Source organism: Comamonas sp. SCN 65-56 (genome assembly GCF_001724135.1).
Lineage (GTDB): Bacteria > Pseudomonadota > Gammaproteobacteria > Burkholderiales > Burkholderiaceae_C > Comamonas_C.
This window is the reverse complement of record NZ_MEDS01000008.1, coordinates 261,337-275,631: the sequence shown is the minus strand read 5'-3', so window position 1 is coordinate 275,631 and position 14,295 is coordinate 261,337. Positions and strand designations below refer to the sequence as shown.

Genomic DNA, 14,295 nt, shown 5'->3' with positions numbered 1-14,295 from the left:
AAGCAACATGCCGGTGCGCGACGTTCATCACGAAGAACTGGATCTCGGGCCGCTGGCGTGGGTGCATGCGGAGCTGCGCAAGACGCTGGACAACGCCGTCAAGCAGCTGCAGCATTTCGCGCACGAGCTCGACAGCGCGGGGCAATCCGATCTCGCGGCCTCCGATCCGGCGGCTTTGCGCACCGTGCGCCAGATGCTGCACCAGTGCGCCGGCGCGTTGGTCATGGTCGGCATGGCGCAGACGGCGGTGGTGCTGCAGGCGATGGAAGCGGCCGTGCACCGATTCGTGCAGGAGCCTGAGCGTTGCAACGGCGCGGCGGTCGCCGTGCTCGAAAGCACCAGCTTTGCGGTCATCGAATATCTGGACAGCATCCTCGCCGGGAAGGTGATTTCCCCGGTCGCGCTGTTTCCGCAGTATCGCCAGGTGCAGGCGCTGGCTGGCACCGCCAACGTGCACCCCATGGATCTGTGGCCGGCGGAGCGGCGCGCGCGCGAGCCGGTGTTTCCGGGCAGCGTCCTGCCGCTGCCCTACGGCACGCAAGTGCGATCGCGCCTGGATGCGGCGGTGCTGCGCATCGTGAAGAACGGCGATGCGGCGGCAGCGGTGGAGATGCAACACCTGAGCATGGGGCTTGCGGCCGCGCAGCAGGAGACGCCGCAACGCATTTTCTGGAAGGTCTGTGCCGGGTTTTTCGAGGCGCTCGGTCGCGGCTGGCTGGGCATGGATACCTATGCCAAGCGCACCACCTCCCGCGTGCTGATGCAGTACGCGACGCTGGCCCGCGGTGGCTCGGCGGTAGACGAGCGGTTGCAGCAGGAGTTGCTGTTTTTTTGCGCCCAGGCCCGCATGCCCGACGATGCCGCAGGCGTGACCGCCTTGCGCTCGGTGCGCAGCGCCTGGGCCATGCAGCGCCAGGCGGCGGTGGATTACGAATCTGCGCGCTTCGGGCTGTTTGACCCGACCTTGCTGGCCCAGGCGCGCAAGCGCATCGCGGCAGCCACCGAAACCTGGTCGGCGCTGGCGGGTGGAGATACCCACAAGATCAAGCCGGCGGTGGATCAGTTCAGCCTGGTTTGCGATTCACTGCGCAAATTGCAACTCGACAGTGAGCCGCTGGCTGCCGCGCTCCTGCGGGCGGTGGCGGTGCCGCTGCATTCAACGCAGCCGCCACCTGCGCCACTGGGGATGGAGGTGGCGACGGCCGTGCTGTATCTGCAAGCCTCCTTCGAAGAGCTGGATGCGGCCCGCGAGCACATGGCCGATCGCGCCAGCCGCCTGGCGGCTCGGTTGGATGGGGTCGTGCTGGGTGGCGAATCCCAGCCGCTGGAGCCGTGGATGGAAGAGCTCTACCGCCGGGTGAGCGACTATCAGACCATGGGCAGCGTGGTCGGCGAACTGCGCGTCACGTTGGCGGACGTGGAGAAATCACTGGATGAATTTTTCCGCAATCCGTCCGAGACGGCGCTGCTGAACCCGGTGCCGGGTGGCATGCAGCAGATGCGTGGCGTGTTGTCGGTGCTGGGGCTGGACCAGGCGTCCACCGCCGTGTTGCGCATGCGCGATGTGGTCGAGCGGCTGTTGACCGGCGGGGTCGAAGAGGCAGACCGACCGGGCGTGTTCGAGCGCCTGGGCAACAGCCTTGGAGCGCTGGGTTTTCTGGTGGATATGCTGGGCTACCAGCGTGCCATGGCCGCCAAGCTGTTCGTCTACGACGAGGCGCTGGGTGAATTCCGCTTTGTAGGCGGAACCGGACCGCGCACCCGCGTGGAGGATGAGCCGGACGAGGTACCGGACCTGCTGGCCGCGCGAGCGCCCGAGGAGGCTGCGCCGGCGGTCGAGGCTGCCGTGCCCATGCAGCCCGAAGCACCTGCTGCCCCTGTGACTGAGCCCACCGTGCCTGAGCCGGATGCTGCAGCCCAGGCCGAGGCGCCCTCGGCGGAGACCGCCGATGAGGCAAGCGCAGCGGGCGTGGTCTCACAAGCGCCAGCCGCAGAGGCCCCGGATCCGGAGCTGCTGGAAATTTTCATCGAGGAAGCGCGCGAGGTCGTCGCCAACGGTCTGGAGGCGGTGCAAACCTTGCAGCAGGAGCCGGGCGACATCGACGCGCAGGCGGCGCTGCGGCGTGCCTACCACACGCTCAAGGGCAGCTCGCGCATGGTCGGGCTGACCGCGTTCGGCGAGGCCGCCTGGGCCATGGAGGAGGTATTCAACGATTGGCTGGTGCATGAAAAGCCGGCATCGGCGCCCCTGCTTGCCTTGTCGCACGACACGCTGACCGCCTTTGGCGACTGGGTGCAGGATCTGTCCGCAGGCACCGCGGGCGGCTGGAGCGCCGAAGGCTTTCGCATGGCAGCGGACACGATGCGCACCGAGGGTGTGCTGGTGCCGTGGTCGCGCGCAATGCCGCAGCAGCAGGCACCAGTGCCGGCGCCGACCGAGCCGGTGGCAGTCGACTCCGGGTTTGGTTTTGCCGACACCGTGATTGATGAGGACCTGGCGTCCAGCGTGGTCGATGTCACGCATGCGCAGCCGTTTGAGTCGCCGTCCAACCAGCCATTGCTGCCCGAGGACGCGTTCGCGCCTGCTGCCACGCAGCAGCAGTCCACTCCGGCGCACTCTGCTGACGCGGCGTCAGAGCCAGAGGCATCCGATGAGCTGCACGCATTCCTGGAGCAGGATGCGCCGCCTGCTGTGCTCGAAAACGACATTCGGCAGATTGGCGAATTGCGCGTTCCGACGGCGCTGTACAACGTCTATCTGAACGAGGCCGATGGCTGGTCAGCGCGGCTGCTGTCCTGCGTCCAGGACTGGGCGGAGGCGCCGACGTCCCCGGTGCCGGAAGACGCGGTGGCATTGACCCATTCGCTTGCCGGCAGCTCGGCAACCGTGGGCTTCATGGCCTTGTCGCAACTGGCGCGCATGATGGAGCACGCGCTGCAACATCTGCAGCTGCTTGGCGGTGGACAGCCTGAACAGGTACGGGTCATGACGGGGGCGGCGGATGAAATTCGCCGCCTGCTGCACCAGTTTGCCGCGGGATTTCTCAAGGATGCCCATCCGCCGGTCGTGGAACAGCTCGAGGCCGTGCTCGGCATGGATCTCTCCAGTGGCGGGCAGCCTCTGGGCGTGGACTCCGTGCAGGACGACCCCGAATTCGAAGCCTCGCTGATCAGCCGCTTGCAGGAGTGGCGCGACTCGCAGAACAACGAATCATCACCGCCGGCAGAACCGGCGCCTGAGCCTGAGCCGTTGGCCGCCGAGCCGGCCCTTGCATTGCCTGTGCCGACGGCGGACGCCGACACCGACGCGCAGACCGATGCCTTCCTGCAGGAACAGGCGATCGACGATGCGATCGCACAGGCCATTGCGGCCGATGCCGACGAGGACGACATTGACCTGATCGACACCATCGATCCGGACCTTTTCCCGATCTTCGAGGAAGAGGCGCAGGAACTGCTGCCACAACTCAGTGCCGCCTTGCGCCAGTGGTCTGGCCAGGTCGACGATCTCGACGCGCGGCGCGAGTTGCTGCGCGCACTGCATACGCTCAAGGGCAGCGCCCGTCTTGCGGGCGCGCTGCGCCTGGGTGAAATGGCGCACCGCATGGAGTCGGCGGTCGAAGCCATTGACTTCGAAACCGCGACGGCGGCGGATGTGGAGCCCTTGATGGCGCGCTTTGATGCGCTGCAGACGACGTTCGATGCCTTGCGCGTCATCGGTGCGCAGGGGCAGCCCGAGCCTGCTGCGGACGAGGTGTCCGCCGAGGGGTCTGCTGCAGCGCCAGCCGAGTCGGGACCGGTGTCCGTGCAGGGCGACGCGCCCGTGGTGGTGGCGCCGCTGGTGGCGCCGGTGGCTGTCGTTCGGCCGGTCGAGCTGGTGCGCGGCGTTGCACGGGCCGCGGCCGGTCAGCAAGTGCGCGTGCGCTCGCAGCTGCTGGATCGCATGGTGAACGACGTGGGTGAGGTATTGATTGCGCGCTCCAGGCTTTCCACGCGCATCGAGCAGATGCGAGCTTCCCTGGACGATCTGGGCGGCAATCTGGAACGCATGCGCGCCCAGTTGCGCGATGTGGAATTGCAGGCCGAATCGCAAATGCAATCGCGCCAGGCACAGGCGCGCGACAGCACGGCTGGGTTCGATCCACTGGAGTTCGACCGCTTCACGCGCATGCAGGAGCTCACGCGCATGATGGCCGAGTCGGTTAACGACGTGGCCACGGTACAGCGCGCACTGCAGCGTTCGATTGAAGGTGCGGAGGATGACCTGATCGCCCAGGGCAGGCAGGCACGTGAGCTGCAGCGTGAGTTGCTGCGTACCCGCATGGTCGAGTTCGATTCCGTGGCCGAGCGGCTGTACGCCGTGGTGCGGCAGGCGGCGCGCGAAACCGGCAAGCAGGTCCGGCTCGATATCGTCGGCGGCACCCTGGAGCTGGACCGCGGCGTGCTCGAACGCATGGTGCCGGCATTCGAGCATTTGCTGCGCAATTGCGTGGCGCATGGGATCGAGGCAAGTGCGGTGCGCGAGACGGCGGGCAAGCCAGCGACGGGTGCCATAGCCATTACCGTTGGCTATGAAGGCAATGACGTATCGGTGGAGTTCCGGGACGACGGCGCCGGCCTGGATCTCGAGCGCATCCGCGAGCGTGCGTTGACCCAGGGTCTGATCGGCCCGGAAGATGCCGTTGATGCCTCGCGCGCGGCCGAGTTGATTTACCTGCCGGGGTTCTCCACCGCGACGGAGTTGACCGGGCTGTCGGGCCGGGGCATAGGCATGGACGTGGTGCGCGCCGAAATCCAGGGGCTGGGCGGGCGGATTGAAACCACGACCACGCCGGGGCAGGGTTCATCGTTTCGCATGGTGCTGCCGCTCACCACCGCGGTTACTCAGGTGGTGATGGTGCGCGTGGGAAACATGTCCCTGGGCATCCCGGCCAACGTCATCGAGGTCGTGCGCCGCGCGCCTGCGGCAGAACTGGCAGCCGCCTACGCTTCAGGTCACTACCAGGATGCGCCGTTGTACTGGGCCGGCGCCTTGCTGCAGACCTCGACCGGCAGTGCCGAGGCGACGGACAAGACGCGTCCCGTCATCATCGCCCGCAGCGCATCACAGCGCCTGGCCTTGCATGTCGACGAGGTACTGGGCAACCAGGAAGTGGTGGTCAAGAGTCTGGGGCCGCAGCTCTCCGGTCTGCCAGGCCTGACTGGCATGACCGTTCTGGCATCGGGCGCCGTGGTGCTGATCTACAACCCGGTGGCGCTGGCCAATGTCTACGGGGAGCAGGCACGCACCAGCATGCAGGCCCCGGGCGCCGCCGCAGCCTCGGCAGGACCGTCCCAGTCGGCGGCGCTGCAGTCCACGCTGGCCGTGCCGCTGGTGCTGGTGGTGGACGATTCGATCACCGTGCGCCGCGTGACGCAGCGCCTGCTGCAGCGCGAGGGCTATCGCGTCGCGCTGGCGGCCGATGGCTTGCAGGCACTGCAGCGACTGCGCGAGGAGCGCCCGGTGGTGGTGCTCTCGGACATCGAGATGCCGCGCATGGACGGGTTTGATCTGGCGCGGGCCATCCGGGCCGATAGCGCGCTGGCGGATCTGCCCATCGTCATGATCACCTCCCGCATGGCGGAGAAGCACCGGGAGCACGCGGTGGAACTGGGGGTCAGCCACTATCTGGGCAAGCCTTACGCAGAAGAAGAGCTGCTCGGGCTGGTGCGCCGCTATGCGGAGGTGCAGACCGTGCCCTGAGGTACTGCGCCCGGCTTCGCAATGCTGGACACACCCTTGAGCGCTGGCTGACAAGCGGCATGGGGCTTAACGAGAGGGGGTAACCATGGCAGATCTTGCAGCGGTGCCTGATGCACGGCTTTTGAGTTGGCTCGCGATGACTGCGCAAAGCGGGGCGTCCGATCTCTTCTTGCTGGCCGGCGCGCCGCCGACCGTCAAGAACCGGGGGGAATTTCACCCCTTGAGCGCGCAGCCGCTGCAGGCGCAGCAAGTCCGTGAACTCGCGCTGTCGCTGCTCACGCCCACACAGCGCCAGGAGTTCGAGCTCAAACAGGAGCGTGATCTGGCACTGGAGGCGCCGGGTGTCGGGCGCTTTCGAGTCAATTTGCTGTTTCAACGCGGCACCGTGGGCCTGGTGGCGCGGTATGTGCCGGCCACGGTAGCGCCACTGCAGACGCTCAAGCTGCCGCCGGTGCTGGGCCAGATCGTGCAGCACAAGAGCGGGTTGGTGCTGGCCGTGGGCGCTGCGGGCTCGGGCAAGACGACGACGCTGGCCAGCATGATCGATCAGCGCAACCGAACGGCGACGGGCCACATCCTCACCATCGAAGACCCGATCGAATACCTGCATGAGCATCGCCAATCGCTGGTATCGCAGCGCGAGGTGGGCACCGACACGCACTCCTACGACGAAGCGCTGCGCCATGCGATGCGCGAAGCGCCCAACACCATCATGATCGGCGAGATCCGCGATCGCAACTCGCTGCAGCACGCGATGCACTATGCCGAATCCGGTCATCTGTGCCTCTCGACGCTGCACGCCGCCAACGCCAGCCAGGCGATCCATCGCATTCTGAATTTTTTCCCCGATTCGGCGCATCGGCAGGTGCTGATGGATCTGTCGCTGAACGTGCGCGCCATCATCGCGCTGCGCCTCATTCGCAGCGCCGCAGGCACGCTGGTGCCCGCGACCGAGGTCATGCTGCAAACGGCGCGTATCGCCGACCTGATCCGCAATGGCGAGATCGATGAGTTGCGCAGCGCCATCAGCCGCGGCGGCGAACCCGGCATGGGAAGTTTTGACCAATCCCTGTTCGAACTCTATCGACAGGGGGTGATTGCCGAGCAGGATGCGGTGGCCCATGCGGACAGTCGCACCGACATGACGGTACGCATCCGCTTGTCGCAGGGCCATGACCCGGGTGCCAGCCTGCCGGGCGACACCGGGCTGCTGGCGGGATGGTCGGCCGAGCAGGGGCAAAAAGGAGCGTAGCTGCCGGGCGCTTGCGCGGTGCCAGAGGCAAGCGGTGCCTGCGCGCGTGGTGCAAACCGTAAAATGCCCGGCATGCCCGACGCAGCGTTCACCGACCTCACGAATCACTTTCTGATCGCCATGCCGGGTATGCGCGATGCGACTTTCGCCCACAGTGTGGTTTACCTGTGCGAGCATGGCGAAGATGGCGCCCTCGGGCTGGTCATCAACAAGCCGAGCGACCTGGACATGGGCGACTTGTTTGCGCGCGTCGACCTGTCGCTGGGACGCGCGGATCTGGCGCATCAGCCCGTGTTCCATGGCGGGCCGATACAGGTGGAGCGCGGCTTTGTGCTGCACGACGTGATGCCGACGGAAGAATTCGAGCCGGCGGACGCCGTCAAGAGAGAGCCGGGGGTGACCGAAGCGCCGACGCCCTACGCCTCCACGCTGGCGATCCCCGGGGGGCTGGAGATGACCACCTCGCGCGATGTGCTCGAGGCGCTGGCGCAGGGTGCGGGCCCGCGCCGCATCCAGGTGATGCTGGGCTATGCCGCCTGGGCCGGAGGACAGCTGGAATCGGAGCTGGCCGGCAACGCCTGGCTGACTGTTGCGGCCGATCCGGACGTCATCTTTGATACACCGATCGAGCAGCGTTACGACCGCGCCCTGGCCCTGCTGGGGGTGCACGCCTGGCTGCTGTCGCCGCAAGCCGGGCGCGCATGATGGCCACCATTGCGCCGGCGGCGGCGAACTGCCAGTCGTTTCTGGCGTTCGACTACGGGCTCAAGCGCACCGGCGTGGCGGTGGGCACGCGTCTGCTGGGTACGGCGTCACCGCAAAAGAGCATCCACGCCGAAGGCAAGGCGCGTTTCGCGCAGGTGGCCGAGCGCATCCGCGAGTGGCAGCCGGACGCGCTGGTGGTCGGCGTGCCGTTTCACCCCGACGGCGCCGAGCACGAAAACACCCTGCGCGCGCGCCGCTTTGCGCGCCAGCTGCAGGGGCGCTTCGGCCTGCCGGTGTTTGAAGTGGATGAACGCTACAGCACCACCGAGGCATTGGCCAGCGGCGCGCGCGATGCCGATGCCGCGTCCGCCTGCATCATCCTGGAGCAATTCCTGAGGAGCCTTGAATGAACCATGCCACCGGCCATCTAGCACTGGATGCCGAGGCGCTGTATGCGCAATTGCTCGCGGGTGTGCGACCGGTGCTGCGCCCGGACACGCGCCTGGCGGGCATTGCCTCGGGTGGCGCCTGGCTGGCCGAGCGGCTGCAGCGCGACCTGAACCTGCCGGGCAGCGCCGGCGTGCTGTCCTCGGTCATGCACCGCGACGACTTCGCCCAGCGCGGGCTCGCCAGCAGTGCGCAGACGCAGCTGCCGTTTGACGTCAATGGCGCCGACATTCTGGTGCTCGATGACGTGCTCTACACCGGCCGCACCATTCGTGCGGTGATCAATGAACTGTTCGATTACGGTCGTCCGGCCTGTGTGCGCCTGGCGGTGCTGGTCGATCGTGGCGGGCGGGAGCTGCCGGTGGCAGCCGAATTCGCTGCAGCGCGCGTTGCGCTGCCGGTCAGCCAGCATCTGGCTTTGGCCCGCAGCGATGCGGGCCTGTTCCATTTCGACGTGAAAGAGGTTTGAGCGTGCCTGGCGTTCGCAATCCCCAGCTCAACAAGAATGGCGAGCTCGTCCATCTGCTGTCGCTCGACCAGCTGCCGCGCGAGATCGTTGCGCATATCCTGGATACGGCGACGAATTTCGTCAGCATGAACGACCGCGAGGTCAAGAAGGTGCCGCTGCTGCGCGGCAAGAGCGTGTTCAACCTGTTCTTCGAGAACAGCACGCGCACGCGCACCACCTTCGACATCGCGGCCAAGCGCCTGTCGGCCGACGTGTTCACGCTGGATATCGGGCGCTCGTCCACCTCCAAGGGCGAGACGCTGCTCGATACCGTGGACAACCTTTCGGCCATGGCGGCCGACATCTTCGTCGTGCGCCACAGCCAGTCGGGCGCCCCCTATCTGATTGCCCAGCATGTGGCGCCGCATGTGCATGTGGTCAACGCAGGCGATGGACGGCACTCGCACCCGACGCAGGGCCTGCTGGACATGTACACCATCCGCCACTACAAAAAGGATTTTTCCAGCCTGGCGGTAGCGATCGTCGGCGACGTGCTGCACTCGCGCGTGGCGCGCTCGGACATCCACGCGCTCAAGGTGCTGGGCTGCCCTGACGTGCGCGTGGTCGGGCCGCGCACCCTGGTGCCGGGTGACTTCGCCGCGATGGGCGCACGCGTGTTCCACCACCTGGAAGACGGCATACGCGATGCCGATGTGATCATCATGCTGCGGCTGCAGAACGAACGCATGAGCGGTGCTCTGCTGCCCTCAAGTCAGGAATATTTCAAGACCTTCGGCCTCACGCCGCAGCGGCTGCGCGTCGCCAGGCCGGATGCCATCGTCATGCACCCGGGGCCGATCAACCGCGGCGTGGAGATCGATTCCGCCGTGGCCGACGGCCCCCAGGCGGTGATCCTCTCGCAGGTCAGCTTCGGCATCGCCGTGCGCATGGCGGTAATGGCCATCGTTGCCGGGAACGAGGCATGAATATTCCTGTATTGATAGCTGTTAGCGCATGCCACACAAGCGCTAGCGGCCTATTTTTTCTAAAACCATGAAGATGCTCATTCAGAACGGTCGGGTGACGGATCCGGCCACTGGTCTGGACAAGGTCTGCAGCATTGCGCTGGCAGCCGGTCGCATCATTGCGCTGGATCGGGTGCCTGAAGGCTTCGCGCCCGCGCGCGTGATCGATGCGAGCGGCTGTCTGGTCTTGCCCGGCCTGGTGGATCTTGCCGCACGCCTGCGCGAACCGGGCTATGAGCACGAAGGCATGCTGGCCTCGGAGATGGCGGCGGCTGTGGCTGGCGGCGTGACCAGCCTGGTCTGCCCACCCGATACCGATCCGGTGCTCGATGAGCCTGGCCTGGTGGAGATGCTGAAATTTCGTGCCGGGAAGCTGCATCAGGCGCGGCTCTTCCCGCTCGGGGCGCTGACGCGCGGGCTCAAGGGCGAGGTGCTGACCGAGATGGTGGAGCTCACCGAGTCAGGTTGTATCGGCTTTGGTCAGGCCGAGGTGCCGATGGCGCACACCCAGGTGCTGCAGCGTGCGCTGCAATACGCCGCCACGTTTGGCTACACCGCCTGGCTGCGCCCGGTGGACATGTACCTTGGCGGCGGTGTGGCGGCCAGCGGTGCCATCGCCATGCGGCTGGGCCTGTCGGGCGTGCCGGTGGCGGCCGAAACGATTGCGCTGCACACCATTTTCGACCTGGTGCGCGCCACTGGCGCCCATGTGCATTTGTGCCGACTCTCCAGCAGCGCGGGCGTGGAGCTGCTGCGTGCTGCCAAGGCAGAGGGGCTGCATGTCACCGCCGATGTCAGCATCAACGCGCTGATGCTGACCGATGATGCGATCGGCTATTTCGACAGCCGCGCGCGCCTTGCGCCGCCGCTGCGCCAGGAACGCGACCGCGCCGCGCTGTCGGCCGCGCTGGCCGACGGCACCATTGACGCACTGGTGTCCGACCATACGCCGGTGGACGAAGACGCCAAGATGCTGCCGTTTGGCGAGGCCGAGCCGGGCGCCACCGGGCTGGAGCTGCTGCTGCCCGTGGCCTTGGCCTGGGCAGACCGGGAGCGTGTCTCGCTGCGGCGCGCGCTGGCCGCCATCACCGCAGGTGCGGCCGGTGTGCTGGGTCCCGCGCTGGGCACCCTGCAGGCAAGCCTTGGCCGTATCGTCGAAGGCGGCGTCGGCGATCTCTGCATCGTGCAGCCCGACGCGACGCTGGAGGTCACGCGCGCTTGCCTGGTCAGCCAGGGCAAGTACACGCCCTTTGAAGGCCAGGTGCTGCCGGGCCAGGTGCGCTGCACCCTCGTCGGCGGGCAGATCGCATTCGAGCGCTGATGGCGCAGTGTTGGTTCCAGTTTTTCACCTGCCATGAACGTCACCATTTACCACAACCCCCGTTGCAGCAACTCGCGCCGCGCGCTGGCTTTGCTGCGCGAGCGCGGCATCGAGCTTGAGGTCATCGACTACCTTGAGCACCCGCTGGACGTCGCGCAACTCAAGGCGCTGGTGCAGCGCATGGGCGTGCCGCTGCACGAGCTGCTGCGCCCCAAGGAAGCGGTATATGCCGAGCTCGACCTGGGCAATCCGGCGCGCACCGAAGCGGCGCTGTACGCCGCAGTGGCAGCCCATCCGATGCTGCTGAATCGCCCCATCGTCGTGACGCCCAAGGGCGCATTGCTGTGCCGCCCTCCTGAGCGCGTGCTGGAGCTGCTGTGATCGACGAAATCACCCTGCGCCGACCGGACGACTGGCATTTGCATGTGCGCGATGGCGCGCAACTGGCCGCCGTCGTGCCGCACAGCGCAGCCCAGTTTGGCCGCGCCATCATCATGCCCAACTTGCGCCCGCCGGTCACCACCACCGCTCAGGCGCTGTCGTACAAGCAACGCATCCAGGCGGCCGTCCCTGCCGGCATGGACTTTGAGCCGTTGATGACGCTGTATCTCACCGACAACTTGCCGGTCGATGAAATCGCCCGTGCCAAGGCCGCGGGCATCGTCGCCTGCAAGCTTTATCCTGCGGGCGCGACGACCAACAGCGACGCAGGCGTGACCGATATCCGCAAGATCGAGCCGGTGCTTGAAGCCATGCAGAAGGCGGGCCTGCTGCTGCTGGTGCATGGCGAGGTGACGGACCCGGAGATCGACATCTTCGACCGCGAGGCGATATTCATCGAGCGCCAGCTGATCCCGCTGCGGTCGCGCTTTCCGCAGCTCAAGATCGTCTTCGAACACATCACCACGCGCGAGGCGGCGCAGTACGTGGCCGGCAGCGATGCGCATACCGCCGCCACGGTCACCGCGCACCACCTGCTGTACAACCGCAATGCTCTGTTTACCGGCGGTATCCGCCCACATTACTACTGTCTTCCGGTTCTGAAGCGTGAAGTGCACCGGCAGGCGCTGATGCAGGCGGCAACGAGCGGCAGCGGCAAGTTTTTCCTCGGCACCGACAGCGCACCGCACCCCGCCGTACTCAAGGAGCACGCCAGCGGCTGCGCGGGCTGTTACACCGCGCATGCCGCGATCGAGCTCTATGCCGAGGCGTTCGATGCCGCCGGAGCGCTGGACCGGCTGGAGGGTTTTGCCAGCCTGCATGGCCCCGCGTTTTACGGCTTGCCGGCCAACCGTGAAACCATCACCCTGCGCCGCGAAGCCTGGACCGTGCCCGAGCACTTTGCCTTTGGCGAGGGTGAGCTCAAACCGCTGCGTGCAGGAGAGCAACTGCCTTGGCGTGTTGTCGCATAGGCGACATTCAGGGCGACTTTGTTTGTCTGACTGCGGGGAAACCCCCAAGTCAACAGGCTAGCCGTCGCGGCTGCAGCGTGCACAATCGTCCCAACTGGTCCCATGCTCGAATCCACGAGATTCTTCTGCTGGATATGCCGGTACCCCTCTGTTGAAATTACTGGAGTTTGCTTATGAAAAAACTGTTGCTTGCGGCCGCTGTCTCCTTTCTGGCCACCGGCGCCGCATTCGCGCAGGCGACCGATACGCTGGCCAAAATCAGCGAGCGCGGCGCCGTGAACCTCGGGGTACGCGATTCCTCGGGCCTGGCCTATACGCTGGGCGGGGGCAAGTACGTGGGTTTCCACACGGAGATGGCCGAGCGCATCGTGGACGACATCAGCAAGCAGCTGGGCAAGCCGCTGAAGATCAACTACCAGGTCATCACCTCGCAAAACCGCATCCCGCTGATTCAGAACGGCACCATCGACTTTGAGTGCGGCTCGACCACCAACAACAAGGCGCGCGCCAAGGATGTGGATTTCGCCTACACCACCTACGTGGAAGAAGTGCGCATGGCGGTCAACGCCAAGTCGGGCATCAAGTCGATCAAGGACCTGAACGGCAAGACCGTGGCCACGACCACCGGCACGACCTCGGTGCAGACCCTGCGCAAGAACGAGCGCGCCCAGGGCATAGACTTCAAGACCGTGCAGGGCAAGGACCATGCCGACAGCTTCCTCCTGCTGGAATCGGGCCGTGCTGATGCCTTCGTGATGGACGGCTCCATTCTCGCGGCCAACATCGCCAAGGCCAAGAATCCCAAGGATTTCGAAATCGTCGGTGAAGTGCTGAGCGTTGAACCCATTGCCTGCATGCTGCCCAAGGGCGACGAGAAACTGAAGAAGGCGCTGGATGATTCCATCGTGCGCCAGATCAAGGATGGCTCGCTGGCCAAGCTCTACGACAAGTGGTTCATGAGCCCGATTCCGCCCAACAACGTCAATCTGAACATGCCTGCTTCGGAAGGTACCAAGAACGCATGGGCGCATCCCAACGACAAGCCGATGGAAGACTACGGCAACAAGTAAGCATGCCCGGCGCGTTCGTGGCGTGACATTTCACGGCGCCCACTTGGTCCCAAGTGGGCGTTTGTGGTTTGAGCGCTGCGCAGGCGGTGGTTGGCAACGGCAGGAGAACGGCGATGGCGATGGATTGGATGGTGTTCTGCAAGGACACTTTGACCGGGGATGTGATGCCCAGCTGCTTTGGCAGCGGGCGTGACATCTCCTACCTCGACTGGCTGTTCACCGCCTGGGGCTGGACGGTATCGGTCTCGTTGACGGCACTGGCGGTGGCCTTGATCGTCGGCTCCATCATCGGCGTGATTCGCACGTTGCCGGACAGCCCCTGGCTCACGCGTTTGGGGAATGCCTGGGTCGAACTGTTTCGCAACATTCCGCTGCTGGTGCAAATTTTCTTGTGGTACTTCGTCGTCCCGGCGCTGGTGCCGCCGATGAAGGATCTGCCGCCCTTCGTGCTCGTGGTGCTGGCGCTGGGCCTGTTTACTTCGGCGCGCATTGCCGAACAGGTGCGCGCCGGCATCCAGGCGCTGCCCAAGGGCCAGCGCTATGCCGGCATGGCGATGGGCTTCACGACGGCGCAGTACTACCGCTATGTGCTGCTGCCGATGGCGTACCGCATCATCATCCCGCCGCTCACGAGCGAATCGATGAACATTTTCAAGAATTCGGCAGTGGCCTTCGCGGTGTCGATTCCCGAACTCACGCAGTACGCGCTGCAGGTGGGCGAGGAGACCTCGCGGCCGATCGAGGTGTATATCGCGGTGACGATTCTCTATGCGATTTCGGCCTTCGTGATCAACCGCATTTTTGCCTTCATCGAGAAGCGCTCACAGGTGCCGGGCTTTGTCGCTGCCGGTACGGGCGCGGGGGGGCATTGA

The 14,295-nt window shown here is 65.8% G+C and carries 11 protein-coding genes; all 11 read left to right on the top strand.

Translation table 11 applies throughout. The features are described from left to right. The first annotated feature begins 13 nt into the window (after nt 1-13). The 11 genes from ABS45_RS06550 (at nt 14) to ABS45_RS06500 (ending at nt 14,295) form a co-directional block, all read left to right on the top strand. A complete protein-coding gene (locus ABS45_RS06550; protein WP_291554266.1) occupies nt 14-5,743 on the top strand; it encodes an Hpt domain-containing protein in 5,730 nt (1,909 codons plus the stop codon). Nucleotides 5,744-5,828: 85 nt separating this feature from the next. Further along, nucleotides 5,829-6,995, top strand: a complete 1,167-nt coding sequence (locus ABS45_RS06545; RefSeq protein WP_291554265.1) for a PilT/PilU family type 4a pilus ATPase — start codon at nt 5,829-5,831, stop codon at nt 6,993-6,995. A 72-nt stretch (nt 6,996-7,067) separates the two neighbouring features. Then, nucleotides 7,068-7,700: a YqgE/AlgH family protein gene (locus ABS45_RS06540; RefSeq protein WP_291554263.1), complete on the top strand. Its 633-nt coding sequence runs from the start codon at nt 7,068-7,070 to the stop codon at nt 7,698-7,700. Beyond that, nucleotides 7,697-8,110, top strand: coding sequence for a Holliday junction resolvase RuvX (gene ruvX, locus ABS45_RS06535; protein WP_291554261.1), 414 nt, complete (start codon nt 7,697-7,699; stop codon nt 8,108-8,110). The genes ABS45_RS06540 and ruvX overlap by 4 nt, the downstream gene beginning before the upstream one ends. Next, complete coding sequence (gene pyrR / locus ABS45_RS06530; RefSeq protein ID WP_291554259.1) at nt 8,107-8,616, top strand: bifunctional pyr operon transcriptional regulator/uracil phosphoribosyltransferase PyrR; 510 nt, start codon at nt 8,107-8,109, stop codon at nt 8,614-8,616. The genes ruvX and pyrR overlap by 4 nt, the downstream gene beginning before the upstream one ends. 2 nt (nt 8,617-8,618) lie before the next feature. Beyond that, complete coding sequence (locus ABS45_RS06525; protein WP_291554258.1) at nt 8,619-9,581, top strand: aspartate carbamoyltransferase catalytic subunit; 963 nt, start codon at nt 8,619-8,621, stop codon at nt 9,579-9,581. Between the two features lie 67 nt (nt 9,582-9,648). Further along, nucleotides 9,649-10,941, top strand: a complete 1,293-nt coding sequence (locus ABS45_RS06520) for a dihydroorotase (RefSeq protein WP_291554256.1) — start codon at nt 9,649-9,651, stop codon at nt 10,939-10,941. 33 nt (nt 10,942-10,974) lie between these two features. Further along, nucleotides 10,975-11,322, top strand: coding sequence for an arsenate reductase (glutaredoxin) (arsC, locus tag ABS45_RS06515; RefSeq protein WP_291554254.1), 348 nt, complete (start codon nt 10,975-10,977; stop codon nt 11,320-11,322). Next, nucleotides 11,319-12,353 carry a dihydroorotase gene (pyrC, locus tag ABS45_RS06510; protein ID WP_291554252.1) on the top strand — a complete coding sequence of 345 codons (1,035 nt, stop codon included), beginning with the start codon at nt 11,319-11,321 and terminating at the stop codon, nt 12,351-12,353. Before arsC ends, pyrC begins: the two co-directional genes overlap by 4 nt. 173 nt (nt 12,354-12,526) lie before the next feature. Further along, nucleotides 12,527-13,423, top strand: coding sequence for a transporter substrate-binding domain-containing protein (locus ABS45_RS06505; RefSeq protein WP_291554250.1), 897 nt, complete (start codon nt 12,527-12,529; stop codon nt 13,421-13,423). 113 nt (nt 13,424-13,536) lie between these two features. Next, the gene (locus tag ABS45_RS06500; RefSeq protein ID WP_291554248.1) at nt 13,537-14,295 is read left to right on the top strand and encodes an amino acid ABC transporter permease; all 759 of its coding nucleotides are present in this window, start codon (nt 13,537-13,539) and stop codon (nt 14,293-14,295) included.

Bases quoted from the DNA above. Each gene is read 5' to 3' on its own strand.
- ABS45_RS06545 (WP_291554265.1), top strand. From the start codon at position 5,829: ATGGCAGATCTTGCAGCGGTGCCTGATGCACGGCTTTTGAGTTGGCTC.
- ABS45_RS06540 (WP_291554263.1), top strand. From the start codon at position 7,068: ATGCCCGACGCAGCGTTCACCGACCTCACGAATCACTTTCTGATCGCC.
- ruvX (WP_291554261.1), top strand. From the start codon at position 7,697: ATGATGGCCACCATTGCGCCGGCGGCGGCGAACTGCCAGTCGTTTCTG.
- pyrR (WP_291554259.1), top strand. From the start codon at position 8,107: ATGAACCATGCCACCGGCCATCTAGCACTGGATGCCGAGGCGCTGTAT.
- ABS45_RS06520 (WP_291554256.1), top strand. From the start codon at position 9,649: ATGAAGATGCTCATTCAGAACGGTCGGGTGACGGATCCGGCCACTGGT.
- arsC (WP_291554254.1), top strand. From the start codon at position 10,975: ATGAACGTCACCATTTACCACAACCCCCGTTGCAGCAACTCGCGCCGC.
- ABS45_RS06505 (WP_291554250.1), top strand. From the start codon at position 12,527: ATGAAAAAACTGTTGCTTGCGGCCGCTGTCTCCTTTCTGGCCACCGGC.
- ABS45_RS06500 (WP_291554248.1), top strand. From the start codon at position 13,537: ATGGCGATGGATTGGATGGTGTTCTGCAAGGACACTTTGACCGGGGAT.